We start from the raw sequence: 26,049 nt of genomic DNA, 5'->3' as shown, positions 1-26,049 counted from the left end.
AAAAAATCATGGTGCAACGAAACAAAAACATAGCCAAATTACAGGCGGGCTATCTTTTCCCGGAGATCAGCCGCCGGTGCAGAGCCTTGCTGGAAAAAAATCCCGCCGCCAAAATTATCAGCCTGGGCATCGGCAACACCACTAAACCTTTGACGCCCCACCTGGTTGACGCTTTAAAAAAGGCCGCCCTGGGGCTGGGCACGCCGGAAGGTTACTCAGGCTATGACGACGACGCCAAAGGCCAGGAGTTATTGCAAAACCTTAAAACCAGGCTGGCCGAAAAGTGGTACCACGGCCTGGTTGGCCCCAACGAAGTGTTTATCTCCGACGGGGCCAAGTGCGATTGCGGGCGGCTCCAGGTTTTGTTTGGGGCGGAGGTGTCGGTGGCGGTGCAGGACCCGGCCTACCCGGTTTATGTGGACGGCAGCGTCATCGCCGGGGCCACAGGGTCTTATGACCGGGAGCGGGGTTTGTTCAATAACATCGTTTACATGCGCTGCGCCCCGGAAAACAATTTTTTCCCAAACCTGGCCGGCCTGCCTCCCACGGATTTGATCTATTTTTGCTCGCCCAACAATCCCACGGGCGCGGTGTCAAACAAAACCCAATTGCAGGCGTTGGTTGACTTTGCCCGCCAAAACAAATCCATTATCATCTTCGACGCGGCCTATGCCGCCTTTGTGCGAGACGAGGCTCTACCCAAATCCATTTTTGAGATTGAAGGCAGCCGGGCCGTGGCTATTGAAGTCAACTCTTTCTCCAAACCCATTGGTTTTACCGGCGTGCGGCTTGGCTGGACGGTAGTGCCCCAGGAATTGACTTTTGATGACGGCTCACCCGTGATGAACGATTGGCGCCGGGTGACCAGCACCCTGTTCAATGGCGCCTCCAACCTGGCCCAGTACGGCGGCCTGGCTGCCCTTGATGACGAGGGTATGGCCGAAATGCAACAAACCGTGGGCTATTACATGGAAAATGCCCGGCTCATCAAACAAGCCCTGGCCGAATTGGGGATTACCACTTACGGCGGCGTCAACTCTCCCTATGTTTGGGCTGAATTTCCGGGGAGAAATTCCTGGGAGGTGTTTGCGGAAATGTTGGAAAAGGCCCACGTTGTAACCACGCCGGGCGTTGGTTTTGGCCCGGCCGGGGAGAGTTTTATCCGTTTCAGCGCCTTTGGCCACCGGGAAGATATTATTGAAGCAACCCGAAGATTAAAAGAAAAACTTTAACCTTTGGATACGGAAGGAACCAATGGACCTGACAGACAAAGTTGCGCTTATCACCGGCAGCGCCAAACGGGTGGGCAAAACCCTGGCCCTGGCCCTGGCCGGGCAGGGCTGCCACCTGGTGGTGCATTATGGAAATTCCGCAGAGGTGGCCCAGAAAACCGTGGCCGAAATAAAGGCCCTGGGCCGGCGGGCCTGGGCTGTCTCAGCCGACTTGAACAACGAAGCCGCCGTCAATACCCTGGTCCCCTTTGCCCTGCAACAAGCAGGCCGGTTGGACATTCTGATCAATAACGCCTCCATCTTTCCCCCGGAGGATTTTCTCAGCGCCGACTCCGCTACCTGGGACCGCAATATGATGATCAACCTCAAAGCGCCTTTTTTGCTCAGCCAGGCTTTTGCCCGCGCCCTGCCCAAAGACCGGCCCGGCAAAATCATCAATTTGCTGGATGCCATCGCCCTGCGCCCCCAGAATCATCATTTTTCCTACACTATTAGCAAAGTGGGCCTGGAGGGGTTGACCAAAGCGATGGCCCACGCCCTGGCCAAACACAATATTCAGGTCAACGGCATCGCCCTGGGAGCCATTTTGCCCAATGTCAATGACGACCCGGCCACGTTTGAGCGCCTGGCCAAACGTATTCCCCTGAACCGTACCGGCTCCCCCGAAGAAGTGGTAAAGGCTATGCTCTACTTGCTTAAAGATGGCGACTACGTGACCGGCGAAATCATTTGCGTGGATGGAGGGCGGCATTTGGTGTGAATACCAAGCCCACTGAACCCGAGGCATTCATAGATGGCCCCGATGATGGCGACGAAGCAGAAGAGGAACGTAAACTCAGTCTGGCGGCCAAGTTAATCATTCTGCTGCTGGTACTGGCTATGCTGACCACCTTGGTCTGGCCGCTGCTCAGAACCAGACCTCAACGCCGGCCCACGCCTACACCGACGCCCCTATATTGGCAGGAGGCTAAACAGGCGGCGTATACTTAATCTGTCTGTTTTCTCTTGGACAGCAGGGGCGCAATGGCGGTGGCCATCTGCTTGGTGTAAAACCAAACCACGCCGGGCTTACGGTTGGCATCAAAAACTACGGCCAACAGAAACGCCCCGTTAACGTCGTAAGTGTACACATTATAACCTTCCCCCTCATGAAAGCTGGATTTGAACACCTTCTGATTGCCCAGCAAATTGCCCAACTCTCCGGCCGACATAAAATTGGCCGCAATCAAGGCGCTGATATTGGGGATTGATAAATTTCTGGTATCTCCGACCGCATCCACCAGATAACCATCCGCCCGGAGCAAAACAACGCACCGCGCATTAGCGTTAACTTGTAGGGCCTTCAAATGATCGCGGAGATCCTCGCCCGGTTCGGGCACTTCCGGCAGAGGCATGTCTGGCCTGGTGCGGATAGGCTCTTCAACCATTTGTTTGACAATGCCCCGAATTTTCTGCACGGTAAAAGGTTTGTCCAGGTAGCCGTCAAAACCCAACGACTCCGTAGTGGCTCGCAACCGCTTGGTGCCATACGCCGTCATCAACACCACCGGGGTGGTGGGCGAGATACGGCGCACGGCGCGGGCTAGGTCAACGCCGGTAATTTCTTTCATTACGTAATCGGTGACCACCAGATTAAACGGTTCCGATTTTTCAACTAACTCCAAAGCCTCAACACTGCCCATGGCCGTGACCACCTGATACTCCGGCCCCAACTTTTTGAGGGCGAACTCTAGCATCATCAATATTTCTTTGTCGTCGTCTACAATCAAAACACGTTTGGGCATAAGGTTTCTCGTCCTAGAGTTTACTCAACACGGTTCCACTCTGGCAAATGGCGGATGACTAAAATGACGGCGAGTAAAATAAATAACCACTGCACCTTTGCGGCCAGGGGGATAAAAAGCAGCGAAAGGATGATCGCCACCGGAATGGTGAGGATAACGCAGCGAGGCGAGTATTTTTTCTTAAAAATCACCATATAAAAAAAAGCCCACACCGGAATAGCCAGCGCAATGGTTAGCGGCGACAAAATGAGAATCAACGCCCCGGCCGTGGCCAGGCCCATACCCCCGTGCAAGCGGGTGTAAATTGGCCAGCAGTGCCCGACAACGGCCATTGTTCCGGCCAGCGGCAAAGCCCAAGGATTTCCCTGCGTGGTCAAGTAGGCCACCGCCCAGGCCATAAGTCCTTTTAAGGCGTCAATTACCGTTACCGCAGCGCCGCTCCAAAATCCCATTAACCGCATGGTATTGGTGCCGCCAATATTGCCGCTGCCATGATAGCGAACATCAGGCCCACCCTTCAATTTAGAAAACACCACGCCGGTAGGAAAAGAACCAATTAAATACGCGGCCAGGCCGGCGCTGATAAACTGAAGATAAAGGCTCATCATTTCTTATTTCCAAACTTGCAGGGCGGCGGGTAAGATTTCAAAGTTAAAATGACGTCCGGCAAGGCATAAAATCTCACCATCAACGTGGCCGGGAATGCCCTGCTCCACAAAAACCTCTACGTTGGCGGCGCGAGCTATCGTCACGGCGGGATGGCCCACGTGCGTGCCGTTGAGAGTTTTGGGCAGCAGATTCAACAGGGTCAACCGGGACAGGCCCGGGGCGTAACACAGATCAAACAAACCGTCATCCATGCTGGCGTCGGGCGTCAGGTAAAAACCTCCCCCGGAGCGAGTGCCGTTGCCTACGGTAAAAAGGGTCAGGGGCTGCTGCTGCATTTGGCCGTTGAAGGAAAACCGGGCCTGGTAGGGCCATTGGCCAAAAAGCAGCACTCTAAAAACGCTCCATAGGTACATGGCAAAACCATGCAATCGCCTGGCCTGTTTGGTATCCACGGCCACTTCGGCGTCAAAACCCAGGCCCACCACATTCACAAAGATCCGAGACTGCCCGTCTACGGTCACCCGGCCCACATCAAGCAGGTGTTCCGAACCGTTTTTGATAATGGCGCAAGCTTGGGTCAGGTCAAGGGGAATGTCTAAATAACAGGCCCAATCGTTGCCGGAGCCGCTGGGAATAAGCCCCAGGCTGGCCGACCGACCCTGTTGCGCCGCCAGGAGCAGCCCGTTGGCAATCTCGTTGCAGGTGCCGTCGCCGCCCACCGCCACCACTCGCTCATAACCGGCGGCCACTGCTTGTTGGGCCAGAGTGGTGGCATGGCCGGGGCACTCGGTTTTAACCATATCAAAATCCACTTCCAGTTGTTGTAAAGCCTTGTTTATTTCCGGGAGCAGAGTCAAGGTACGGCCCTGGTCCGAGGTTGGGTTTACAATGAGTCTGGTCTGCATGGTTTGCTGTCTTCCATTATACCACAAAGTTGTGGTTATATAATTGCGACCCTCATAGGCCAATGGTACAATCTGGATTTGGACATTATACTCGCAGGGCGTTTTTTGTGCATTTTAAGTTTCTGGCAAAACATAACCCGTCGCCGATAGCCCCAAACCGCGCTTGGGTTTATCCCAACTTGCTTCTCTTGCTGGTTTATTTTCTCCTGGCCATAGCCTTAACCTGGCCCACCATCACCCACCCCACCACTCACCTGCCCGGCGATGGCGCCGACGACCCGGCCCTGGCCTGGAATTTGTGGTGGGTCAAATACGCTTTGCTTAACGCTCCCCAAAACCCTTTTCAAACTGATTTTATATTTTACCCCATCGGTATCAACCTGGCCTTTTATACCCTCACGGCCCTCAATGCGGTCACTGCGTTGCCGCTCACCTTGAACGGGGGCGTGATCATTGCCAGCAATCTGCACATGCTTTTTACCTTTATGCTTGGCGGATATGGCGCCTTTCTGTTGGTGCGGTATATTCTCTCCACTTTGCCGGCCCCTGACAAAAGACCGCCGGGTGCAGAAAATACCCCAGACGGCAGCCTCCTTTGGTTCAGCGCGGCCATGGCCGGAGGTTTTTATGTTTTTGCCAGCAGTAAACTTTTTTACGTGGCCCTGGGTCAATTCAATATTGCCAGCAGCCATTGGATTCCCTTGGCGGCGTTGTACATTCTGCGTACCGGCCACCATCCCCGCCGGCTGAAAGAGCCGTTTATGGCCGGTCTCTTTTTGACCTTTCAAGCCTGGGCTGAAATGACCTACGCCTCCTTTATGGTGGTGTTCATTGGTCTCTACTGGGTTTATGGCCTGGGCCGCTATGCCCTCCGCAAATGGCGAAATCCCGCCTTTGCTCCTGCCGCGTCTCCCCTGCTGCACCTGCGGGCGGCCCTGGTAATGGGTTTCACCCTGGCCCTGGGGCTCAGCCCCATTTTGGCCCAAATGCTGCCCGACATGCTGGCTGAAGGCGACTTTATGGCCCAAGGGGCCGGTTTTGCCGATGCCTTCAGCGCCGACCTGTTTGGTTTTGTGATACCCACCATGCGCCACCCGTTGTTGGGCCATTTGGTTGCCCAAACGGGAATTCATTACAGCATTGGCCAGCACATTTTCATCGGCTTGGTGCTGTTGGGCCTGCTGCTGGTGAGCCTGGTTACGGGCTATCGCTATGCCCGGATCCGTTTCTGGCTCATTGCCGCTTTTGTTTTTGCCCTGCTGTGTCTTGGCCCGGTTGTCACCATCAAGGGACAAGCCACCAGCCTGCCCGGCCCTTTTGTGGTGCTGCAAAGCCTCCCTTTTTTTAAGGGCAATCGTTACCCCAGCCGCTATAGCGTAATGCTGCTGCTGAGCCTGAGTGTTTTGGCCGGGTTTGCCCTGGTGCAGATTGGGCACTGGCTTGGTGAACGTCATCGTTTGAGCGGAATTTCTTCTATATCCGTAAAGCCCCAAATACGCCATACGCCAGACGTAATATCTTCAAAACAACTTACCGCGTATGTGGTCTTTTTTTTCATTTTCCTCCTCTTCCTCTTTGAACACCTTTCCCTGCCCCTGCCGCAATCCGATATGCGCCTGCCCCCACCCTACCGCCTCATTGCTGCCGAGGCCGAGGATTTTACCGTACTCGACCTTCCTCTGGCCTGGCGCAACGGCTTTCGCGTGACCGGCCCGTTGACCACGCAATTTATGTTCGGCCAATTCTATCAAACCACGCATCAAAAAAGTTTATTGCAGGGCAACACCAGCCGCAACCCCGAATTCAAGTTCCAATACTTCACCAACGCCCCCATCATCAACTCTCTGCTGGCGCTGGAAACCGGCAAATCGTTACCCCCGGCCCGGCAAGCCGCCGACCGGGTTATTGCTGCCCAGGTATTAGACTTTTTTAATATCAAATACATTGTCGTGCGGCCCGATTTTTCCGGCAACCCAGGTGTCACACCCCAGGCCGCCATGCCCTATATTGAAGCTGTTTTCCCGGTCCAAAAAATTCACAATGAAACCAATATCATTGTTTATCGGGTTGAGCATACCAACCAGGAGTCCAGCTTAAGACCTGAACTCCTCATAAAAACCGGCTCTCCCCTGGCCCCCCTCTACTTTGGCGAAGGCTGGGGGCTGCTCAGCCCTGGCCGGCCGCTAACGGCCCAACGCCGGGAGGCTCGCCTGCTGCTGCCCTTAAGGGCCGGGGCACAACAAATTACGCTACACATACGCTTACCTGATGAGACCATCCAGGCCACGCCCCAATCGGTTTCGTTGGCCTTGAACGGCTGGCAATCGCCGCCACAGAGTTTTGGCGCAGCGTGGCAGGAAATAACGTTTGACCTGCCCGCAGGCATCGTCCAACCCGGCCTCAACGACCTTCGCCTGCATTTTGCCGGGGTCACTAAACTGCCTTTCCCCGGCCCCAACACCCCCCCTCTGGATGTGACCGTGCTCAGCGCCGGGCAAGAAGTGGGCAGCTTTGGCCACATTTTTGTCAATGGTCATCAGGTTTCCCCCAACCAACGCGGCTACAACGTGGCCCTGATCCAGGCCAACGGCGACATCCGGGCCGCTCATTTTGACACCCATCTTGACCCGGCTGCTTCGGCCGGCCTGGCCGGTTTTATTGAGGCGGCCCCGCCCCAGGAGATGGTGGTGGCGACGGCGGCAGACGAAGCCAGCGCCAGTTTGAGCCAAGAAGCGGCGGCGGCCCTTCAATCCCTGGGCGCAAGAGGTGACTTACGCGGCTGTTTTCGCTGTAGCCACGCCCTTATCGGCCAAACCGGCCAAACCGGCGGTGCGGCCATTGAGTTGCTGGACCCTCTCCGCCCGGTTGGCCTCACCACGGCCTGGGGTTTGACCGAACCCGCTGTGGCCGCAGTGGTGGATTGGATTCGGGTTGAGGGACGTCAGGAATAGGCTGATATAGATGGCCAGAAAACAGGGTATCAGGTAGCAAGGTAGCAGATAAACAGATAAAAAGTTTGCTACTCTGCTTGCTACCTGTTTCACTGAAAAAAATTCTGGAGCACTATGTTTACAAGCAAAGCCATAGTATAACACACACTCCCAAAATTGACGTAAATCGGCTGACCACATATAGTATGGGCCGGACTTATTTTAAAAGGGAGAGGGTTTACTGCTATGGCTTGGTCTCATAAGATCAATTTATCGCCGTCAGCCGCCACTGGCATGGGTGACCTGCCCCGCAATGTTTGGGTAATCACCATCACCAGCTTCCTCACCGATGTTTCCAGCGAGATGGTGCTCAATCTGGTGCCTCTTTTTCTGGCCAATGTGTTGGGTGTGCGAACCGGCGTTATTGGTTTGATTGAGGGTATCGCAGAGATGGCGGCCAGTTTGCTGAAGGTCTTCTCCGGTTGGTTGAGCGACCGGCTTGGTCAACGCAAGTGGCTGGCTGTGGCCGGTTATGGCCTATCAACCCTGGCCAAACCCTTTTTATATTTTGCCAATACTTGGGGTTGGGTTTTGGGCGTGCGTTTTACCGACCGGGTAGGTAAGGGCATCCGCACCGCTCCCCGCGACGCCCTCATTGCCGACAGTATCACCGAACGCCGCCGGGGCCTGGCCTTTGGTTTGCACCGGGCCGGTGATACGGCCGGCGCTTTTATTGGTTTGTTGATCACCTTGGGTGTTATTTGGGCCTGGCAGGGCAGCAGCCTGACCCTGGCCCGACCGGCTTTTCAAACCGTGGTCTTGTTGAGCATTATTCCAGCCGGGTTGGCCGTATTGGTGCTGGCTGTGGGGGCCAAAGATGTGCTAACCACAAGCGGCGTGGCTCAACGTGTGCCCAGCCTGTCGCTAAAAGGCTTTGCCCTTCCCTTTAAACGATTTCTGGTGGTGATGGTTCTGTTCACCCTGGGCAATTCCTCCGACGCCTTCATCATCCTGCGCGCCCAAGAACGTGGTTTGAATGTGTTAGGCGTAATTGGCATGCTGATTACCTTTAATTTGATCTACGCCCTGATCTCTGGTCCCGCGGGCGCTTTGTCGGACCGCTGGGGCCGGCGGCGGCTTATTGTGACCGGCTGGTTGATTTACGCCTTTATTTACCTGGGCTTTGCCCTGGCCGGAGCAATCTGGCAGGTTTGGTTGCTTTTTGCCCTCTATGGCCTGTACTACGCCATAACCGAAGGGGTGGGCAAAGCTTTGGTGGCCGATCTGGTCCAGCCTGAGCAGCGGGGTACGGCTTACGGGGTGTACAACGCCGCTATCGGGTTGACTGCCTTTCCGGCCAGCTTTATTGCCGGGATATTGTGGCAGGGGTTTGGTGGTTGGTCGGGCTTGGGGCCGGGCGCGCCGTTTCTTTTTGGCGCAATTTTGGCCCTGGCTGCCGTGCTTCTATTAGTTTTGTGGCAGCCGCGACAAGTTGTGGCGGTATAGGCTGCTTTCAACCGAATAGTGCCAAATTATCCTAAACTCCCTAAATTTAAGACTATCCATAGCCGGGCTGATTGGGACCAGGCGCTTCTCTCTTTGCCTGATCCTCACGTTCTGCAAACCTGGACCTGGGGCGACTGCAAAAGTGATTGGGGTTGGACTGCCGAGCGCCTGTTGTGGCTTGAGTTGGACACGCCGGTTGCCGCAGCCCAAATTTTACGCCGACTCATTCCGCACACGCCCTGGAGTTTTCTTTATGCGCCTAAAGGCCCGGCTCTTGATTACGCCAATGACACCCTGACCAACCAAGTTTTGGGCGATTTGGAACGTTACGCCAAACAAACGCGCGCCCTTTTTATCAAAATAGACCCCGACGTGCCACTTCAATACGGCGAGCCGCAAGCCGGTCAACCATTTGAACTTGGGGGGCAAGCTATGCTCGATATGTTGGCTCAACGCGGCTGGCATTTTTCCCCGGAACAGATTCAATTCCGCAATACGGTGATAGTTGACCTGACGCTTGAGCCGGATGACTTGTTGGCTGCGCTGAAAAGCAAGTGGCGCTATAACATTCGGCTGGCCGAACGAAAAGGTGTCGCCATCCGCCAAGGGAACAGCGACGATATATCCACGTTTTACCGGATGTATGCCCACACTGCGGCGCGGGATGGCTTTCTCATCCGGCCCCAAGCTTACTACCGGCAGATATGGCAACGTTTCCTGGCTGCGGGTCAGGCCGAAATGCTCCTGGCTGCGGTGGAGGATGAGGTGGTAGCCGGATTGATTTTATTCATTTTTGGCCAAACAGCCTGGTATATGTACGGCGCGTCTACCGAACAACATCGGCAATTGATGCCTAATCATTTACTGCAATGGGCGGCTATGAGGCGTGCCAAAGAACGTGGCTGCGCCCGTTACGACCTGTGGGGCGCGCCGGATGTTTTTAATAAAGCAGACGGCATGTGGGGAGTCTACCGCTTCAAACAGGGGTTTGGCGGGCAGGTGGTGCAAGGACTGGGCGCTTTTGATTATCCGGCCAACCGCCCTTTGTATTGGGCCTTCACCGTGGTTTTGCCCCGGCTGCGGTCGTTACTGCGGCGGCTCAAAAGGTATTGACGGGTGTCTCACGCAAGAGGCAAAAAACTTGACCTCTTAGAACTCTGAGAGTAAGATAGAGTTTCGCGATTTATCAATGGTGCTCTTTTTTGGGAAGAAAAGAGCCTTAAGTTTGAAGCAAGACCTTGAAGACCTCCCCACCGAAATCGAGGTCTGGGGAAATGGAGATGGATTGTGACCCAATTGGGTGAGTTGCTCAGAACAACCCGCGAGGAGCAGGGTATCACGCTGGCTGAAGCGTCGGAAGCGGTGCGCATCCGGCGGCATTTGTTAGAGGCGCTTGAAGAGAACAATTTTAGCGCATTTCCCTCGCCGGTTATCACCCGCGGCCTCATCCGCAACTACGCTAAGTATCTTAATCTGGACCCCATCGAAGCTTTGACCCTATACGACGGGAACGGCATTGTGCCGGTCAAGGGCCAGCGCCTGACCCCGCACGGCATCGAGTTTATGAGCCTTTCGATGGCGCCCCGGCCTTTTATTACCTGGGATTTGATCATTGGTATTTTACTTTTTGTGGCCGTGCTTGGCGGCGCGGGTTATATTGGTTATAACACCGTTATCCAGCCCCAAATGACGCCTACGCCCACCAAAACCCCGCTCACCACTGCCCTGGATGAAGATGCGGCCCTGTTGCTGCCTACGGTCACTCCTTCGCCCAGCTCTACCCCTACGCCGTTGCCCCCCACCGATACTCCTACGCCCATTGTTTATGGCGGGGTGACGGTGGAGGTAGTTATCAAGCAGCCCTCGTGGATGCAAATTTTGGCCGACGAAGTGAAAGTATTTGAAGGTATTCTCCAGCCCGGCGAAACTCGTAGTTGGACCGGCCAGCGCCGGGTGGCGGTGCGGGCCGGCAATGGCGGCGGCGTAGAAATTTACGTGAATGGCGATTATAAGGGCATTATGGGGGCAGAAGGCCAGGTGGTGGATCAGGTGTGGGAAAAGGTAGATGACCCCGCCCTGTTGACTCCCCAACCTGAGCAGACCGACGAGAATGATATAACCAATGCCCTCCCCCCCACCGAAACGCCCCTCCTTCTTGAAGAACAAACCCCCATCCCTGCCGATGGCGACTCTGCGCCGGTTGAAGGCGAAACACCATTGCCGCTTGAGTCGGCACCGGATAGCCAGCCATAATAGATGTTTAGTAACTGCTCACCTGCATGTTATTTCGAGGCCATAGGCCGAGAAATCCCTATGGCGTGACAATTAAAGAAGTATTCTTTGGCTAAAATTCACCGTTTAATTGTGCTGGTTAAAGTTTTTATAAAAAAAGTAACCTCTTGGGGATTTCGTGCTAAGTTCCTTTGCCTATCGGTCGAAATGACATGCTTCTCAGGCAGCTTCTGAAGCAAAAACGGAGTGATCATGTTTCGGCGGGAGCGGTTATCGGAATCTGGGCCGGGCGGGGCTAAGAATAGCCTACCCCAAAGCGTTGTGGTGGCCGCTGGCAGAAGGTTAGTCAATGGAGTGATTTGATATGACGTACACATATCCTCTCCAACCGTTTTTAGATGAATTAGCGGCGGGCACAGCCACGCCCGGTGGAGGAAGCGCCGCTGCCATTGCCGGCGCTATGGGCGCGGCGCTGGTCAGTATGGTCTGCAACTTGACCATTGGCAAAGAAAAATTTGCCCACATAGAAGCGCAGATGAAAACCATCCTGGCCCGATCAGAAGCCCTGCGAACTGAGTTGACCCAACTCATAAATGATGATATTGAAGCGTTCAATACCGTCATGGCCGCTTTTCGATTGCCCAAAACTACAGATGAACAAAAGGCAGCTCGCCGGGGGGCTATTCAAGCCGCTACCCAAAAGGCCACCCTCCCTCCCCTGGCCACCGCCCGCGCCTGTGCCCAAGTGGTTGAACTGTGCCGGGTAGTGGCAGAAAGGGGTAACCCCAATGCCATCAGCGACGCCGGGGCAGGCGCTGCATGCGCCCAGGCCGGTTTAAAGGCCGCGGCCCTGAACGTGCTTATTAATCTATCTTCAATCAAGGATGAAACATTCATTGCGGCGCGCCAGGCCGAGTTGGACCAAATTTTGGACACATACAACCTGGCTGACCAGGTTTACAAGTCAGTTGAACAAAGTATTCGTGGGGGTTAGATATTGATAGGCGTGGACTTACTCATCCACAGCGCCGCCCAATTGCTCACCTGCGCCAGCCCGGACGGCCCTAAACGGGGCCAGGCCCTGGCCGACGTGGGGCTGATCCCCCAGGGCGCAGTGGCGGTAGCTGCCGGCGAAATTGTGGCCGTTGGTCCCTCGCCTCAACTGCTGGCCGGTTATACCGCCCCGCACGTCATAAACGCCGCCGGTCGGGTCGTCTGCCCCGGTTTTGTTGACCCCCATACGCATGTAGTTTACGCCGGCAACCGGCTGGCCGAGTTTGAACTGCGCCTCAAGGGCGCCGGCTATCTGGAAATTTTGGCTGCCGGAGGCGGCATTGTTAGCACCACCCAGGCCGTGCGGGAAGCATCGGCGGCCCAACTGGTGGCTGAAACCCGCCCGCGCCTGGCCGCGATGTTGGCCTTGGGCACAACCACGGTTGAGATCAAAACCGGCTACGGCCTTGACACCCCCAGCGAACTCAAAATGCTCCGGGCCATCGAAGAATTGGCGCTAACCTTCCCCGCCGATCTCGTTCCTACGTTCCTGGCCGCCCACGCCGTTCCGCCGGAGCACAACGGTGACGCCGGGGCCTATACGGATTTAGTGGTTGAAGAAATGCTGCCCCGGGCCGCGGCCTGGTATCAGAACTCCTGGTTTGGCCAAAACCATCGCCCCTTTTTTAACGACGTTTTTTGCGAAGAAAACGCCTTTAGCCCGGATCAATCCCGGCGGGTGCTGGCGGCGGGGCGGGCGCTGGGAATGTTGCCCAAAATTCATGCCGACGAGTTCACCTCGTTGGGTGGAGTGACGCTGGCGGTGGAATTGCAAGCCGTTTCCGCCGACCATTTAGACGTGACCACCCCGGCGGAAACCGCGCGCCTGGCCCGCTCAAACACTATTGGCGTTGTTCTGCCCGCCGTTAACCTCAACCTGGGCAGCGCTCACTTTGCCGACGGCCGAGCTTTAATTGATGCCGGGGTCGCCCTGGCCCTGGCCACCGACATCAACCCCGGTTCGGCCCCCTGCCCCTCAATGCCCCTGGTGATGGCCCTGGCCTGCCGCTACCAAAAATTGCTGCCCGCCGAGGCCCTGAACGCCGCCACCATCAACGCCGCCCACGCCATTGGCCTGGGCCACCGGCTGGGTTCAATTGAGGTGGGCAAACAGGCCGACTTGTTGCTGGTGAACGCTCCTGATTATCGTTGCCTGGCTTATCAGTTTGGGGGAAACTTGGTGCAGCGGGTGATCAAACGCGGGCGATTGGTGATATAACTTAACTCTCGTATTCAATCTCCCACCCATCCTGCACCAGCCGGTTGGCGGCTTTGATCAACTCGCCGTTGGCGATGAGCCGCCGTACGGCTTCGATGTAGGGGTACATCACCGCGTCCTTTTCCAGAAAGGGCACATGCTGGCGGATGAGGTCGTAAGCCGGTTGCGTGCCCCGCCCCAAACGCGCCTGTTGGCCTAATGTTTGTTTTCTAAAATCAATTCCCTGCGCCGCGGCCAGCAGTTCCAGGGCCAAAATATACTCCACATTTTGCACAATTTGGCGGGTTTGCAAAGCGGCGGTACAGCCCATGCTCACGTGGTCTTCCACGTTGGCCGAGGTGGGAATGGTATCGGCGCTGGCGGGGTGGGCTAATACTTTGTTTTCGGCGGCCAGGGCAGCGGCGGTGTATTGGGTAATCATAAAGCCGGAGTTGAGGCCGCCGTTCAGAGTCAGAAAGGGCGGCAAAACGTGGGCATTGCTGGCTTCATCCGTCAGCCGCATCAGGCGGCGCTCGGAGATGTTGCCCATTTCGGCCATGGCCAGGCTCAGATAATCCATGGCAATGGCCACCGGCTCGCCGTGAAAATTGCCGCCGGAAAGCACGGCGCTCTCGCCCGTGTGCTCGTTTACAAAGATCAGCGGGTTATCCGTGACCGAATTCAGTTCAATTTCGATGACCCAGCGGGCGTAGGCAATGGCGTCGCGCACCGCGCCGTGAACCTGGGGGATGCAGCGCAGGGTATAGGCGTCCTGCACATTGTGCGGGTCGTGATGGCGGGTGAAGTCGCTATCCTGTAGAAGTTCGCGCAGGTAAGCCGCGCAGTTAAGCTGGCGGGGGTAGGGCCGCAATTGTTGGATGCGGTCGTCAAAAGCCAGGTCTGTGCCGTGCAGCGCCTCCAAGCTGAGACATCCGGCCAGGTCCGACACCCGGCTCAACAGGCGGGCGTGGTAAACTATCAGCGCGCCCAGGGCGCACATCACGGCCGTGCCGTTGGTCAGGGCCAAGCCTTCTTTGGCGGCCAGGGTAACGGGCGACAGCCCGGCCTGTTGTAGCGCTTCGTTTCCCGGCAAAATCCGGCCCTGATAATCGGCCTCGCCTAAACCCAGTAAGACCAGGCTCATGTGGGCCAGCGGGGCCAGGTCGCCGCTGGCGCCCAGCGAGCCTTTTTGGGGGATCAGGGGATGGACGCCCGCGTTGAGCAGGTCGAGCAAATGCTGGAGAGTTTCCGGGCGGATCCCGGAATATCCTCGCGCCAGGGTGTTGGCCCGGATGAGCATAATGGCTCGCGTGGTGGGCAGGTCAAACGGCTCGCCTACGCCCACGGCGTGACTCATAATGATATTGCGTTGAAGTTGTTCAACCTGATCCGGCGAAATAAGGCGATCTTTGAACGCGCCAAAGCCGGTGGTGATGCCGTAAGCCACTTCACCCCGGGCCAAAAGCTGGGCTACGGCCTGCGCGGCGCGCCATACATTTTTTTGAGCAGCTTGGCTTAAAACAACTTCCGGGTGTCCTGGCTGCCCGTGCGCTACGGCCAGCACTTGTTCAATGGTCAGGCTTTCGCCGTTAAGAATGATCGTATCCATCTTTTTTAAACCGGCAGCATGGGAATTTTTATACCCTGCTGCCGGGCAAACGTTATGGCTTCGGGATAACCGGCATCGGCGTGGCGGGCGACGCCCAGACCCGGATCGGTGGTTAGCACCCGTTCTAACCGGCGGGCGGCGGCAGCGGTGCCGTCGGCCACAATCACCTGCCCGGCGTGGATGCTGTAGCCAATGCCCACGCCCCCGCCGTGGTGGAGGCTGACCCAGGTAGCGCCGCCCACGGCATTGAGCAGGGCGTTGAGCAGGGGCCAATCGGCGATGGCGTCGGAGCCGTCGCGCATGCCTTCGGTTTCGCGGTTGGGGCTGGCCACAGAGCCACTGTCAAGGTGGTCGCGGCCAATGACAATAGGGGCGCTGACCCGGCCCGAAGCGACCAGTTCATTGAATTTAAGGCCGGCCTTGGCCCGTTCGCCATAACCCAGCCAGCAAATTCGGGCGGGCAATCCTTGAAATTCAACTTTCTCTTGAGCCAAACGAATCCAGCGGGCCAGGTGTTCGTCGGCGGGGAAAAGTTCCAGGATGGCCTGGTCGGTAGTGTAGATGTCTTGCGGGTCGCCGGAAAGCGCCACCCAGCGGAAGGGGCCTTTGCCCAGGCAAAAGAGGGGCCGGATGTAAGCGGGCACAAAGCCCGGGTAGGCAAAAGCGTTTTGAAGGCCGTGGTCATAGGCGCGCTGGCGCAGGTTGTTGCCGTAGTCAAACACCACGCTGCCTTTAGCCTGCCAGTCAAGCAGGGTCTGCACGTGGCGGGTCATCGAATCGAACACCTGGCGTTGGTATGCGGCGGGATTGTTTTCGCGTAGTAAGTTCGCTTCAGCCAAAGACAAACCAGCGGGAATGTAACCGTATAGGGGGTCGTGGGCCGAGGTTTGGTCGGTAACCACGTCGGGCGTTACGCCGCGCTCGTAGAGTTGGGGTAGGGCTTCGGCGGCGTTGGCAATCAAGCCCACCGACTTGGGCTGCTGTTGGGCCAGCGCCTCTTCCACCCAGGTCATGGCTTCTTCAAGGTTGTCGGTGATAGCGTCTATCTGGCGCAAGGCGAGACGCCGTTCGGCCCGCCGGCGATCAACTTCCACAATCAAACCAACGCCTTGGTTCATGGTGATGGCCAGGGGTTGGGCGCCGCCCATCTCGCCCAGGCCGGAGGTGACCACAAGTTTTCCCTTAAGGCTGTCCCAGCCCTGCTGGCGGGCCAGGGACCCGAGCGTTTCGTACGTTCCCTGTAAAATGCCCTGGGTGCCAATGTAAATCCAACTACCGGCGGTCATTTGCCCGTACATGATCAGCCCGGCTGCTTCCCATTTATCAAAATTCTCTTGGGTAGCCCAGGCCGGAACGATGTTTGAGTTAGCAATCAAAACACGCGGCGCGTCGGGGTGGGTGGTAAATATGGCCACCGGCTTGCCGGATTGCACCAGCAATGTTTCGTCCGGCTCCAGCTGGCGCAGCGCCGCCAGAATCGCGTCGAAGCTGGCCCAATTGCGGGCCGCTTTGCCGCGACCGCCGTATACGATTAGCTGGTCGGGGTCGCCCGCTACCTGGGGGTCCAGGTTGTTTTGCAGCATGCGGTAGGGGGCTTCAATGAGCCAGTTTTTGCAGGTCAATTGGGGGCCACGTGGGGCTTTAATTGTACGAGCCATATTGCCTCCGGGGGAATTGTGAATTGCGAATTGTCAATTGTGAATTATTAATGATTGTAGCCTGATGTCCACCGAATTGCTAACCGTCTGAATGGCTAACTGGTGCTGTTATCATGCATGATTGGTGGGGTGGGCTGAGTTTGTAATATCGCCTAACTTTAGGCTAACGCTTCTTCACAGACATCTTTAAAACCACAGGCCAGGCATTTGTTGGGTTGGTGGTGGTTGCGTTTTACGGTTTCGGCCAGCCGGGCCTGGCGGATGGCGGCCATGGTGTCTAATAACTCCCGGCGCAATTCCTGGGTAAAGTCAACTTCATAAAGCGCATCGGCGTATTTGAGCAGGCCGTGGGGCGGAGTGCGGCCGGTGGTTTCTTCAACCAGAAGACAGTAAGCGGCCAATTGCAGAAGATGTCCCAGGTAGGGAATATTGGGAGCGTGGCCGGATTTTACCTCAACCGGAATAATGGCCTGCGGCGTTTCAACCAGGTAGTCCGGTTTGCCGGTTAGGTGATGGGTGGGGGAGTAGAGGGGGTTGTTATTGGGCCGCCAATTTTCATGGGTATCGGCGTAGATGAGCCGGCCGGCAGGCAGGCCGCTTTCCCGGCGCAGGGCGTTGGCGCGGTTGAGGAGTAAATATCCCGTCACCATCAAAACGAGGGCCAGAACAAATAGCCAGAACATTTTAAAACATTGAAAAGACAACGGTTAAAATCAACAAAAAACTACCGCCGCCAAGCAAAGCCAGGCCCACATAATGCCAGCGTAAGGCTGCCCGAATCTGGCGGGCATGGCGGCTATGAAACTGCACCCCCCGGGCCTGGTCCGACGGGTCGGCGGGGCGCATGTTTTTGACCGAGCCTAACCACCAGGCCCGGTGGCAGAAGTCATACTGGGTCAACTCGCTGGCCCGGATCAGGGCCAAATTCTTCTTCATCGTCATTGGGTAAGATCAATTCTTCATCAAGCAGGGTTGAAACGCCGATGCGTTTTTCAAATTCTTTCAGGGCGGATTTCATAGCTTCTTGACGCACGGCGGTGGTGACATCGCCGCGCGTGCGTTCCAAAACGCCGCGCACCATATCGGTGCTGCGTTTCAGGCCGCCGGTAATGGCGCCGGGAAAATCAACGGTCACTAACATGCTGTAGATGTCGTCCATGTGACTGAGAACTTTTTCGGCTTGTTGCACATCGCCCCGGCGCAGGGCGTCCAGGGCAAAACGGCGCAGTTCGCCGGCGGCTTCGGCCAGCCCGTTGAGATAGGCGGCATATTCTACCTGAAGTTCTTCCGGCGTAGGGAGGGGTTTGTTCAAGATGATGGCCTGAGTAAGGTGGGCTTCGGCCAGTTCTTTGAGGGCGTCTTGCGTATAGCCGGCGCAATGAATGTCGTTATAACCCTGGGCTTCGTTGAGCATTTGCGCCGCCACCTCCCGCGCCCTGGCAAGCAGGTCCCCGGTTTGTTCCGCATCGCCCCGGTGAGTGGCCCGGATGGCGTTGGCGCAATGCCGGATAAGCTCGCGCGAGCGGGTCAGGGTGCGGTCGCGCACGGCGTTTTTGATTTCAAAGGCCTGGTTGATGTTATCAATGATGGTTTGTAATTCCGACAAGGATGGCTCCTTAAATAATGGTGAATGGTGAATTATTAATTGTGAACGACGAACGGCTATTTTTGGATTGTTGGCCGGTTGTTGTTATTAATGGGTTTTTGGATTAGGGAGACATAAAACCTCGCTCGCGGTCTATCATGATGTTCTGATGGGGGGTTTTGATTTCGCCGTATTTCTCTTCAAATTTTTGCAGGTTCTCGGCCAGGGCGCGGTGCAGGAGTTTGGCGTTCATGGGCGTGAGCACAATCCGGGTGTGGACTTTGGCGGTGGGGGTATTGGGCATGATGCGGGCAAAATCTACCACCAACTCAGAGGGGGTGTGGCTGATGAGGGCAAAATTGGCGTAGGTTGGTTCCAGGTCTGCGGGCAGTTCGATATTGATCCGCATGGGTTGGGGGCCGCTTGGTTGGGTCATCGCTAAAGCTCCTTTATCCGGCATAAAAAAAGCCGCTCTTATTTTAGAACGGCTGCATGCTGCCTCATTGTGGCATGATTGTCAAACTAGAAGGGAATTTCTTCTTCGGCGATGTCCGGCCCGCCCTCGGCCATACCCGGGGCGTCGTCAAAGCTGCCGCCGGCAACATCACCCCGCCCGCTCAAAAATTTAACGTCAAAGGCAGTCATTTCATAGCTGGCCCGGGGACTGCCATTCTGATCGGTCCAGATACGGGGCCCCCCGGTGGCGGGGTCGGGGCGCAGGCGACCTTCCACTAAAACTCTGCTGCCTTTTTGCAGATATTGGTTATCAACTTCAGCTCTTTTGCCCCACGATGACACTCTGAACCAGATTGTTTCTTCCTGCTGCTGGCCGTCGCCACCGGTCCACTTGCGGTTGGTGGCCACGCTATAGTTGCATACGGCCTGGCCGGAAGGAGTGTAGCGTAGTTCGGGGTCGCCCCCCAGGTTACCCACTATTGTTAATTTTTGATACATTTTTCCTTGTCCTTTGCCCTTTCTATAAATAGTGGAGAATATTTGTTCTGTACCGCCTGCCCGCATTTTAACTTAAGAGTTGAACTTTGTCAAAAAATCATCTTAAATATGGTTTTACCGCTTGCCCAGCACCAAAATTGCCGCCGGATCAAGCCACACCGTCAACGTTTGGCCGGGCGGCAACGGCAATTCGGCCAGGGGCAGTTCAAAAGTGAGGTGTTGGCCGGAGACAGCCAGGGTCACTTGATAAAAACGACCCCGGAACAGGGCGGCGATACATTCCCCCTTGAGCAAAATGCCCCTGTTGGGGGTTAAAGAAGCTGCTTCGGGGCGGATGAGCAGGGTCACTTTTTGGCCGGCGTCACAATCTGCGGCGGCTACCGGCCAAACGCCCAGGGCGGTTTCAACCCTTTCATGGCTCAAACAGGTGGCTTCAAGTAGGTTGGGGAAACCCAGAAATCCGGCCACAAAGGGGGTGGCCGGTTGGCGATAAAGTTGCTCCGGACTGGCCTCTTGTTCCAGGCGGCCTTGATTCATCACAATGACCCGGTCGGCGACGGCAAAAGCTTCGGCATGGTCGTGAGTCACGTAGATGGCGGCCAACTCCACCTGTTTGAGGATTTGGCGTATTTCCAGCATCAACCGCTCGCGCAGGGCGCGGTCCAGCGAGCCGAGCGGTTCGTCCAGCATCAGCAAGCGGGGGCTGGGGGCCAGGCTGCGGGCCAGGGCCACTCGTTGCCGCTCGCCGCCGGAGAGGCTGTTGACGTCGCGTTCTTCAAAGCCGCTCAAGCCCACCAGGGCCAGCATTTGTTCAACCCTGGCTGCGGCCTCGGTTTCCTTTTTGTTTTGTAAGCCAAAGGCCACATTTTGCCCCACGTTTTTGTGGGGAAAAAGGGCAAACTCTTGAAACATCAAACCAAAGTTGCGTTTGTGGGGCGGCACGCCGGCCAAATCCTGGCCGTCAAACAAAATACTGCCCTCATCCGGCGTTTCCAGCCCGGCAATCAAACGCAGCAGGGTGGTTTTGCCGCAGCCGGATGGGCCAAGCAGGCAGAGGATTTGGCCCCGGTTGAGGGAAAAAGAAACCCCGGCCACCGCGGCCGTTTCCCGATCAAAAGATTTTTTTAGTTGGTTGACGCCAAGAATATCCCGCTTCACTTTTTTTCTTCTCGTTCTTCCTCCACCGATATTTTCACCGTTCTATGCAAACTGGTGCCATCCGGCAGCCGGATGGCCAGCCGGTATTTTTCGTCTTTTTTGGGGCATACTTTTTTTTCGCCGGAGGGGGTTACGCTTTCTTCGTTCAGGGTCACTGCGGCGGCTCCGGTCACCTGCCACTTTAATTTGGTGCAGTCACCTTTTTCAACGGTGCTGTCTTCGGCCTTAAAGGAAATGCTGTATTGGCGCGGGGCGGGGGTGGGGCTGATGGTGGTAGTAGGCGTGGCGGTGGGAATTGGGATGATGGTGACCGGGACAGGCGTAGCCGTAGGTTTGGGGGGCAGGGTGGGTAATTTAAGGATGATGGTGGGCGTGGCAGGGCGGAGCGGGCGAGGCGTGGCGGTGGGCACGCGAGTGTTGGTAGGAGTTGGTTCGGCCGGGGTAGGGGTCAACAAACCGGCTGTGGGCAGAAAATTGGCAAAGGTAGGCGTAGGGGGGGGAGAGGGCGGCAGCAGAACGGGTGTTGGCGAAGGAAACATGCGTTCAAAGGGAAAGAAGACCAGGACAAGCATGGCCATAAAAACCAGCACAACAAAGCCGGCTAAAACGCCGATGGTGAGGGCTTGGGAACGGGTCATAGTTTTCTCCCTTGAGCAGCGATTCTACTCTAAAATGGAGGAATGACCAAAAAGTGCCGCTATTACTGCCACCAATCTTTGCGCGAACGAGGGTCCATAAATCGGCCTGCATCCCGGATGGCCACGCCGATTTCTGGGCCGCGGGCGCGGCCCAGGGCTTGCCCGGCGCGCAGGGCCGGGAGATGGAGTCGCCCGGCGGCATTCATTTGTTCGTAGAGGGTCAATAGGTTGGGGTCAACACAAAGCCCTTCCAGGTGGAGGGTATAGCCGGACACCACGTTGTCTTCGCCGGTGTATTTGAGGGTAAGGCGTTCCGAGTCGGCGTACAGCACCAGGGCGGCGTAACCCTGGCCGATATTGTAGCCGGAGGGGGGGAGGTGAATTGTCTCAGCCGGGGTCGCGTTCAATCCGGCCAGCGTCACTTCATAATCGGTAATGGGGTTGCCTCTGGCATTGGCGTGCCAATCCCAGTGGTTTACCTGATAGGTTTGGTTGAAAACCCCGGCGCGTTTATCGGCGAAGAGGCCGGCCAATTGGGGGGCTTGCGAATCGGCGCTCCCATCCAGGTCAATCAAACGCAGACGGGCAGTGGTGACTGCGTAGCTGCGCAGGGCCAAATTCAGGTCGGCGTGTTCGGCGGCGGGACGGTCGGTGGGCGAACCAACAATGGCCAGCGTGCCGTAATTTTCCCCTGGAATGGGTTCGCACGGCTCAATTTTTCCGGTTGGGGCAGAAGAGGGGGTAGGCGGGTTAAGAGGCGTTAGGGCGATACTGCTCCAGCGCGTTTGATTGGCGGTGACAAAAGCGGATTTTGAAGCAGGGTGAAAGTTGGGATGCTCCGCCAAAACGATGTGCTCTCCAACCGGCAAATGGTCAAACAGATAAATGCCCCTGCTGTCGGTTTGAACCGTCTGCCCGCCGGTGGAGACCACTACCCCGGCCACGGGTTTGCCGGAGTGGGCATTGGTAATCAAGCCAATGAGCTTGCCGGTTTGGGGAGCAGGGGTCTGGGTTTGAGTGGGGGTAGGGGTAGAGGTGGGTGACGGGGTGGCGGTAGCGGTTGAGGTGGCGGTGGGGGTATTAAGCGGGATGAGGGTCAGACTGTTCCAACGAGTTTGGTTGGGGCCAACATAAACAGATTTGCTGATTGGCTTAAAACTGGGATGCTCCACCGAAACACTCTGTGTTCCCACAGGCAAGTCATTGAGTAGATAAACGCCGCTGCTATTGGTGCGGGCCACCTGTCCGGCTATGGTGATGGCCACCCCGGCCAGCCGGTCCCCGGTTTGGGCGTTGGTGATGAGGCCAATGATGTTGCCGGTTTGCGGCGCAGGTGTGGGCAAGTTTGTGGCCGGGGGAATGGCGGTAGTGGTAGCCGTGGGGCGAGGGGGGAAGGTAGCCGTTGGTGTAGTTGTGGGAGTATCAAGCGGAGTGAGGGCAATGCTGTGCCAGCGCAATTGTTGAGAAACCACGTACGCCAATTGGACCACGGGGTAAAAGCCGGGATGATTGATGGTTATCGCCACTTCTCCGGCGGGCAGCCCTTCAAATAGATAAATGCCGCTACCATCCGTTTGACCTGTTTGCCCGGCTACCGTAACATCAACGCCGATGAGAGGTTGCCCGGTTCTGGCATTGGTAATGAGGCCGGTCAGCGTACCCGGGGCCGGGATAGAAGTGGTCGTTGGCGTGGCGGTGGCCGAGGGGGTATTGGTGGCGGTGGGGGTGAAGGTGGGCGTAGGGGTGCCGGTATCGGTGGGCGTAGGGGTGGCTGTTTCGGTGGGCGTGGGGGTGAGGGTGGGTGTGGGCGTGTTGAGCGGAGTGGGGGTAGGAAGCGGCAGCATGCTAAAACTATTCCAGCGGACCATATCGGCAACAACCAGGCCGGCCCTGGCGGTAGGGTGGTATTGCGGGTGTTGAGCCGAGACCATCTGCTGGCCGGGGGACAGGCCATCCAAACGATAGATGCCGCCCCCATTACTCAGCACCATTTGCCCTGCGGCGGAAACAACCACGCCGCCGAGCTGTTGGCCGGTTTGAGCATCGGTGATGAGGCCGGTGAGAGAGCCGGTGTTGGGGCCGGGCAGCGGGGTTGGGGGTAAAGGGGTGGGGGTAGGGGTAGATGTGTTTTCTGATGTAGGGGTGGGGGTGGAGGTTGGCGTGGGCGTGATGGTCGGCGTGCGAGTGGCCGTGGGGTCAATCCCCGGCAGCATGGCAATGCTGTTCCATACCAACTGGTCGTCAAGCACAATCCGCGGTTTTTCGGTGGTCAAATAGCCGGGGAAACGGGCGATCACTACTTGCAGACCGTCGGTGACGCGGTCAAAACGATAATAGCCGGCCTGATCTGTCTGGGTGGTCTGGTTGTCTACCGAAACCTGGACACCGGCCAACCGGGCGCCGGTTTGGGCGTCGGTGATAATACCGATGAGGGAACCGTGGCCGGGCGTGGGGGTGGGAGTGGGGGTGAGGGTGGGCGTGGGCGTGGGCAAAACGGGCGTAGGGGGGAGAGCCTGACCGTAACGCAGGGCGCGGGTTAAATCAAGATAGTAGTTGCCGTAGGTGACGCTGGGTTCAATCTGGCTGTTTTCCGGCCACTCGTTAAAACTGGTGATAATCAGCATATCGGGTTCAGTGGCCATGGCTGCCTGCCACGATTCAATGTAAAACTGGCCGGTGCCTCGCTCGCGGAAGTTTTTGTCTTCACGGCCCAAGTGTCTTTCGTCAAAGCCGGGCATGGTGGTCGCCACCCAGTAGCGATCAACCTTAAAAAACCAATCATACCAGCGCACCAGGTCGCGCCAGTGCATCAGGGTTTCGGCGATATCTTCGGCCCAGGAGATATTGTAAAGGTGATGCCCGTCAAAGTAAGCCTGATAGCCCAGATCGGTGCCATCGGCAATCCAGAGGGTGGTGTGGTTGGGGTCAACCTCGGCGCGGATGCTTTCCCACTCGGCAACGGTAAAGCGTTCCTGTTTCCAGAAAAAAATAACGGGTTTGTTGTTGAAACGAAAATAGGCGGGGTGTTGGGCGTGGGTATCAAGCAGGTACTTGAGCGCGGCCACCACATCGGCCCGGGTGGCAAAAAAAGGGCTGAGCGTTTCAAAATCAACGGCGGCCCTAAAGCCGCACAATTGAGCTTCGGCCAGCAGCAGGCGAAAATTGGGTTCCGTTTGATTCTGAGCCACTTGCGGGCCGTACCACGACATCACCAGGCCGTTGACTCCGGCCTCTTGCGCCTGGCGAACGTGGCGGGCGATGACGGCGGGATCGCTGCTGCGGTACGGCTCCAGGGGCATATCAGGCGTTAAGCCCGACGTCCATGTTTGCGCATCGTACCAGCCATAGTAAAAAGCCAGCAGGGGGGGGTGTTCCGGGGTGGCCGATGAAGCTTGATGCGAGTGGGTTGACCATTGAAGGAGTAAGGCAACCAGCAGCAGCACCGGCAGCCATAGCCAGCGTAGAAAGTTTAACTTCATGGTATTCTTTGGTCAGAAGTGGTCAAGGTACAAACCCCGGGCTGATCATAACCCGTTGTTATCATAACTCCATCATGCCGCAGAGAGAAACAAAAGTCAATGGGAAATGAGGGCAAGGACTGAAGTCCTACCCTGGAAACCCTGGCGGTTTTACGGGTGGTTCTGCGGATTAAACATCAAGTGTCGTCGGCGTGACTTTGACTCTGGGGATGAGTTTTTTCCCACTCGGTAAGCTGGCCAAAAAGCTCTGTGTAAGGGGATGGCGGCTCCGGTTGGTCTGGCCCGAACGAATAGACCGGCAGGTTGAGCGGTTTGGTTTTGGTTTTTAGCGACCACCATCCGGCTACGGCCAGACCCAGCACGATGATAGCGGAGCATAATAGTATGGTCTCCCCGCCGGTATCCGGGCTGAAGCCGGTGACAGGTAATTGCGAGAGAGGGGTTGGCTCTGCCGCAGGAGAAGATGACGACGGCTCGACTGTGGCGGTGGGCAGTGGGGTTGGCACAGCGGTTGAAGTGGGGTCGGGCGCAGCCGGTCTGGTTGATAAGGCGGCGGGAGTTGGTGATTCTGCCAAAGGCTGAGAGATAATAACGCTCTGCCCTGAAGTTGAACTCTGAATAGAATCTTCAAGCTCAAGTTCAAGCAGTTGGGGGGTGTATTGCTCGTTATGCCTGAATATCACCCGGATAGGAGAGGACTGATCGGCATTGAGGGGCGACGTGACTGCTTTTAACAACACCTTGACCGTGGTGTTGCCCCCCCCCGGCAAGTTTCCCAGGCCAAGCTGGAGTTGATGCGGGGAATAATCTACGGTAACGTTTTGGTTGGCCTCAACCGCCGGGGAAACTCTGATGGGGCCTGGTGTTTCAATGTCAATGATACCGCCGGTAATAGGGTCGGCAGCGCGGTTGGTAACTTGAACCGTTAAAATGTTTTGCTCCAGATAGCCGGAGAGTAATAGCGGCATGGGCGGTTCATCGCCCCAATAAAAACCCAGGTCAACCTGTAAATCAGCCTCATGATATAACCAAATTGGCCAATTAAAAACAACCGGGTGCGCTCCCGGCGGCAGCCGTAGATTTACCACACCATTGCCGACACCCAGATTGCCGATCCGGTAATAGCCATTACTATCACTCACCGTTTCTACTTGCCAACCTTCACCCTGGATGACTATGGTGACGCCCCCTTCGTAAGCAGCGGTGGAGTAGTTATAGACAAAGCCTGAAACCGCGGCCCCGTCAGGAATAGGCGTGGCCTGATCATCTTTACCCCCCTCGCCGCCGCCGCTGCTACCACCACCACTCCCGCCGCCGCCACCACCACCACCATTGCCAATGTTGGTAGGGGTAGCTAATACGGGGCCTTGGGCCTGGGAGCCGGTGGGAACGGCCAGAATCATCAGAGCCAGGCTCATCAGAGCCGCAATAGGCAGTAATAACCGGATTTGTCGCCGGAGTGGCATTTTGTTTTGAGCCGTCATTTGAGGAGCCATCTCTTTATTTTATTGGTACTTAT

Annotated in this window: 23 protein-coding genes; 9 read left to right on the top strand and 14 right to left on the bottom strand. The window is 56.6% G+C overall.

All coding sequences use genetic code 11. The features are described from left to right. Positions 1 to 8: 8 nt before the first annotated feature. From JW953_16760 to JW953_16750, 3 genes are read left to right on the top strand one after another with little or no spacing between them, the layout of a single operon-like run. Positions 9 to 1,232 carry an LL-diaminopimelate aminotransferase gene (locus JW953_16760; GenBank protein MBN1994351.1) on the top strand — a complete coding sequence of 408 codons (1,224 nt, stop codon included), beginning with the start codon at positions 9 to 11 and terminating at the stop codon, positions 1,230 to 1,232. 22 nt (positions 1,233 to 1,254) lie between these two features. Continuing rightward, positions 1,255 to 1,992 (top strand): SDR family oxidoreductase, encoded by a 738-nt coding sequence (locus JW953_16755; protein MBN1994350.1) that lies wholly within the window; start codon positions 1,255 to 1,257, stop codon positions 1,990 to 1,992. After that, complete coding sequence (locus JW953_16750) at positions 1,989 to 2,222, top strand: hypothetical protein (protein ID MBN1994349.1); 234 nt, start codon at positions 1,989 to 1,991, stop codon at positions 2,220 to 2,222. The genes JW953_16755 and JW953_16750 overlap by 4 nt, the downstream gene beginning before the upstream one ends. Here JW953_16750 and JW953_16745 read toward each other — a convergent pair. The 3 genes from JW953_16745 to JW953_16735 are packed head-to-tail and all read right to left on the bottom strand — an operon-like array spanning position 2,219 to position 4,530. Beyond that, the gene (locus tag JW953_16745; GenBank protein MBN1994348.1) at positions 2,219 to 3,016 is read right to left on the bottom strand and encodes a response regulator; all 798 of its coding nucleotides are present in this window, start codon (positions 3,014 to 3,016) and stop codon (positions 2,219 to 2,221) included. The genes JW953_16750 and JW953_16745 overlap by 4 nt on opposite strands. Before the next feature lie 20 nt (positions 3,017 to 3,036). Then, complete coding sequence (locus JW953_16740; protein ID MBN1994347.1) at positions 3,037 to 3,624, bottom strand: glycerol-3-phosphate acyltransferase; 588 nt, start codon at positions 3,622 to 3,624, stop codon at positions 3,037 to 3,039. Positions 3,625 to 3,627: 3 nt separating this feature from the next. Continuing rightward, on the bottom strand, positions 3,628 to 4,530 hold the full coding sequence (locus JW953_16735; protein MBN1994346.1) for a diacylglycerol kinase family lipid kinase: 903 nt from the start codon (positions 4,528 to 4,530) through the stop codon (positions 3,628 to 3,630). A gap of 107 nt (positions 4,531 to 4,637) precedes the next feature. On the opposite strand from JW953_16735, the gene JW953_16730 reads away from it, so the two are divergent. From JW953_16730 to JW953_16705, 6 genes are all read left to right on the top strand, one after another. Continuing rightward, positions 4,638 to 7,481 (top strand): hypothetical protein, encoded by a 2,844-nt coding sequence (locus tag JW953_16730; GenBank protein MBN1994345.1) that lies wholly within the window; start codon positions 4,638 to 4,640, stop codon positions 7,479 to 7,481. Between the two features lie 225 nt (positions 7,482 to 7,706). Next, positions 7,707 to 8,966, top strand: a complete 1,260-nt coding sequence (locus JW953_16725; protein ID MBN1994344.1) for an MFS transporter — start codon at positions 7,707 to 7,709, stop codon at positions 8,964 to 8,966. Between the two features lie 93 nt (positions 8,967 to 9,059). Then, positions 9,060 to 10,079, top strand: a complete 1,020-nt coding sequence (locus JW953_16720) for a peptidoglycan bridge formation glycyltransferase FemA/FemB family protein (GenBank protein MBN1994343.1) — start codon at positions 9,060 to 9,062, stop codon at positions 10,077 to 10,079. Between the two features lie 174 nt (positions 10,080 to 10,253). Then, on the top strand, positions 10,254 to 11,219 hold the full coding sequence (locus tag JW953_16715) for a helix-turn-helix domain-containing protein (GenBank protein MBN1994342.1): 966 nt from the start codon (positions 10,254 to 10,256) through the stop codon (positions 11,217 to 11,219). Between the two features lie 343 nt (positions 11,220 to 11,562). Next, a complete protein-coding gene (locus JW953_16710) occupies positions 11,563 to 12,192 on the top strand; it encodes a cyclodeaminase/cyclohydrolase family protein (GenBank protein ID MBN1994341.1) in 630 nt (209 codons plus the stop codon). Between the two features lie 3 nt (positions 12,193 to 12,195). Further along, a complete protein-coding gene (locus JW953_16705; protein MBN1994340.1) occupies positions 12,196 to 13,470 on the top strand; it encodes an imidazolonepropionase in 1,275 nt (424 codons plus the stop codon). A gap of 1 nt (position 13,471) precedes the next feature. Here the strand turns inward: JW953_16705 and hutH are convergent, their stop codons facing one another. The 11 genes from hutH to JW953_16650 form a co-directional block, all read right to left on the bottom strand. Next, entirely contained in the window at positions 13,472 to 15,058 is a 1,587-nt protein-coding gene (hutH, locus tag JW953_16700; GenBank protein ID MBN1994339.1) for a histidine ammonia-lyase, read from the bottom strand. A gap of 5 nt (positions 15,059 to 15,063) precedes the next feature. Then, on the bottom strand, positions 15,064 to 16,716 hold the full coding sequence (gene hutU / locus JW953_16695; GenBank protein MBN1994338.1) for a urocanate hydratase: 1,653 nt from the start codon (positions 16,714 to 16,716) through the stop codon (positions 15,064 to 15,066). A 158-nt stretch (positions 16,717 to 16,874) separates the two neighbouring features. Beyond that, positions 16,875 to 17,399: a CRISPR-associated protein Cas4 gene (cas4, locus tag JW953_16690; protein MBN1994337.1), complete on the bottom strand. Its 525-nt coding sequence runs from the start codon at positions 17,397 to 17,399 to the stop codon at positions 16,875 to 16,877. A 1-nt stretch (position 17,400) separates the two neighbouring features. Continuing rightward, the gene (locus tag JW953_16685; GenBank protein ID MBN1994336.1) at positions 17,401 to 17,652 is read right to left on the bottom strand and encodes a hypothetical protein; all 252 of its coding nucleotides are present in this window, start codon (positions 17,650 to 17,652) and stop codon (positions 17,401 to 17,403) included. After that, positions 17,603 to 18,304: a haloacid dehalogenase gene (locus tag JW953_16680; protein MBN1994335.1), complete on the bottom strand. Its 702-nt coding sequence runs from the start codon at positions 18,302 to 18,304 to the stop codon at positions 17,603 to 17,605. The genes JW953_16685 and JW953_16680 overlap by 50 nt, the downstream gene beginning before the upstream one ends. A gap of 121 nt (positions 18,305 to 18,425) precedes the next feature. After that, the gene (locus tag JW953_16675; protein MBN1994334.1) at positions 18,426 to 18,737 is read right to left on the bottom strand and encodes a DUF3467 domain-containing protein; all 312 of its coding nucleotides are present in this window, start codon (positions 18,735 to 18,737) and stop codon (positions 18,426 to 18,428) included. 86 nt (positions 18,738 to 18,823) lie between these two features. Beyond that, positions 18,824 to 19,255, bottom strand: a complete 432-nt coding sequence (ssb, locus tag JW953_16670; GenBank protein ID MBN1994333.1) for a single-stranded DNA-binding protein — start codon at positions 19,253 to 19,255, stop codon at positions 18,824 to 18,826. A 114-nt stretch (positions 19,256 to 19,369) separates the two neighbouring features. After that, the gene (locus tag JW953_16665) at positions 19,370 to 20,413 is read right to left on the bottom strand and encodes an ABC transporter ATP-binding protein (GenBank protein ID MBN1994332.1); all 1,044 of its coding nucleotides are present in this window, start codon (positions 20,411 to 20,413) and stop codon (positions 19,370 to 19,372) included. Beyond that, positions 20,410 to 21,051, bottom strand: a complete 642-nt coding sequence (locus JW953_16660) for a hypothetical protein (GenBank protein ID MBN1994331.1) — start codon at positions 21,049 to 21,051, stop codon at positions 20,410 to 20,412. The genes JW953_16665 and JW953_16660 overlap by 4 nt, the downstream gene beginning before the upstream one ends. A gap of 62 nt (positions 21,052 to 21,113) precedes the next feature. Next, positions 21,114 to 24,530 carry a carboxypeptidase regulatory-like domain-containing protein gene (locus JW953_16655; GenBank protein ID MBN1994330.1) on the bottom strand — a complete coding sequence of 1,139 codons (3,417 nt, stop codon included), beginning with the start codon at positions 24,528 to 24,530 and terminating at the stop codon, positions 21,114 to 21,116. A gap of 176 nt (positions 24,531 to 24,706) precedes the next feature. After that, positions 24,707 to 26,014: a hypothetical protein gene (locus tag JW953_16650; GenBank protein MBN1994329.1), complete on the bottom strand. Its 1,308-nt coding sequence runs from the start codon at positions 26,012 to 26,014 to the stop codon at positions 24,707 to 24,709. Between the last annotated feature and the right edge of the window lie 35 nt (positions 26,015 to 26,049).

This window comes from Anaerolineae bacterium (genome assembly GCA_016931895.1).
In the GTDB taxonomy this organism is placed as follows: Bacteria; Chloroflexota; Anaerolineae; order 4572-78; family J111; genus JAFGNV01.
Note: the sequence above shows the minus strand (reverse complement) of the source record. Positions and strands in the feature narration are given on the sequence as shown.

Excerpts from the sequence above, each read along its gene's own strand:
- JW953_16760 (MBN1994351.1), top strand. The coding sequence starts at position 9 with ATGGTGCAACGAAACAAAAACATAGCCAAATTACAGGCGGGCTATCTT.
- JW953_16755 (MBN1994350.1), top strand. The coding sequence starts at position 1,255 with ATGGACCTGACAGACAAAGTTGCGCTTATCACCGGCAGCGCCAAACGG.
- JW953_16745 (MBN1994348.1), bottom strand. The coding sequence starts at position 3,016 with ATGCCCAAACGTGTTTTGATTGTAGACGACGACAAAGAAATATTGATG.
- JW953_16740 (MBN1994347.1), bottom strand. The coding sequence starts at position 3,624 with ATGATGAGCCTTTATCTTCAGTTTATCAGCGCCGGCCTGGCCGCGTAT.
- JW953_16735 (MBN1994346.1), bottom strand. The coding sequence starts at position 4,530 with ATGCAGACCAGACTCATTGTAAACCCAACCTCGGACCAGGGCCGTACC.
- JW953_16725 (MBN1994344.1), top strand. The coding sequence starts at position 7,707 with ATGGCTTGGTCTCATAAGATCAATTTATCGCCGTCAGCCGCCACTGGC.
- JW953_16710 (MBN1994341.1), top strand. The coding sequence starts at position 11,563 with ATGACGTACACATATCCTCTCCAACCGTTTTTAGATGAATTAGCGGCG.
- hutH (MBN1994339.1), bottom strand. The coding sequence starts at position 15,058 with ATGGATACGATCATTCTTAACGGCGAAAGCCTGACCATTGAACAAGTG.
- hutU (MBN1994338.1), bottom strand. The coding sequence starts at position 16,716 with ATGGCTCGTACAATTAAAGCCCCACGTGGCCCCCAATTGACCTGCAAA.
- cas4 (MBN1994337.1), bottom strand. The coding sequence starts at position 17,399 with ATGTTCTGGCTATTTGTTCTGGCCCTCGTTTTGATGGTGACGGGATAT.
- JW953_16685 (MBN1994336.1), bottom strand. The coding sequence starts at position 17,652 with ATGAAGAAGAATTTGGCCCTGATCCGGGCCAGCGAGTTGACCCAGTAT.
- JW953_16675 (MBN1994334.1), bottom strand. The coding sequence starts at position 18,737 with ATGACCCAACCAAGCGGCCCCCAACCCATGCGGATCAATATCGAACTG.
- ssb (MBN1994333.1), bottom strand. The coding sequence starts at position 19,255 with ATGTATCAAAAATTAACAATAGTGGGTAACCTGGGGGGCGACCCCGAA.
- JW953_16660 (MBN1994331.1), bottom strand. The coding sequence starts at position 21,051 with ATGACCCGTTCCCAAGCCCTCACCATCGGCGTTTTAGCCGGCTTTGTT.
- JW953_16655 (MBN1994330.1), bottom strand. The coding sequence starts at position 24,530 with ATGAAGTTAAACTTTCTACGCTGGCTATGGCTGCCGGTGCTGCTGCTG.
- JW953_16650 (MBN1994329.1), bottom strand. The coding sequence starts at position 26,014 with ATGACGGCTCAAAACAAAATGCCACTCCGGCGACAAATCCGGTTATTA.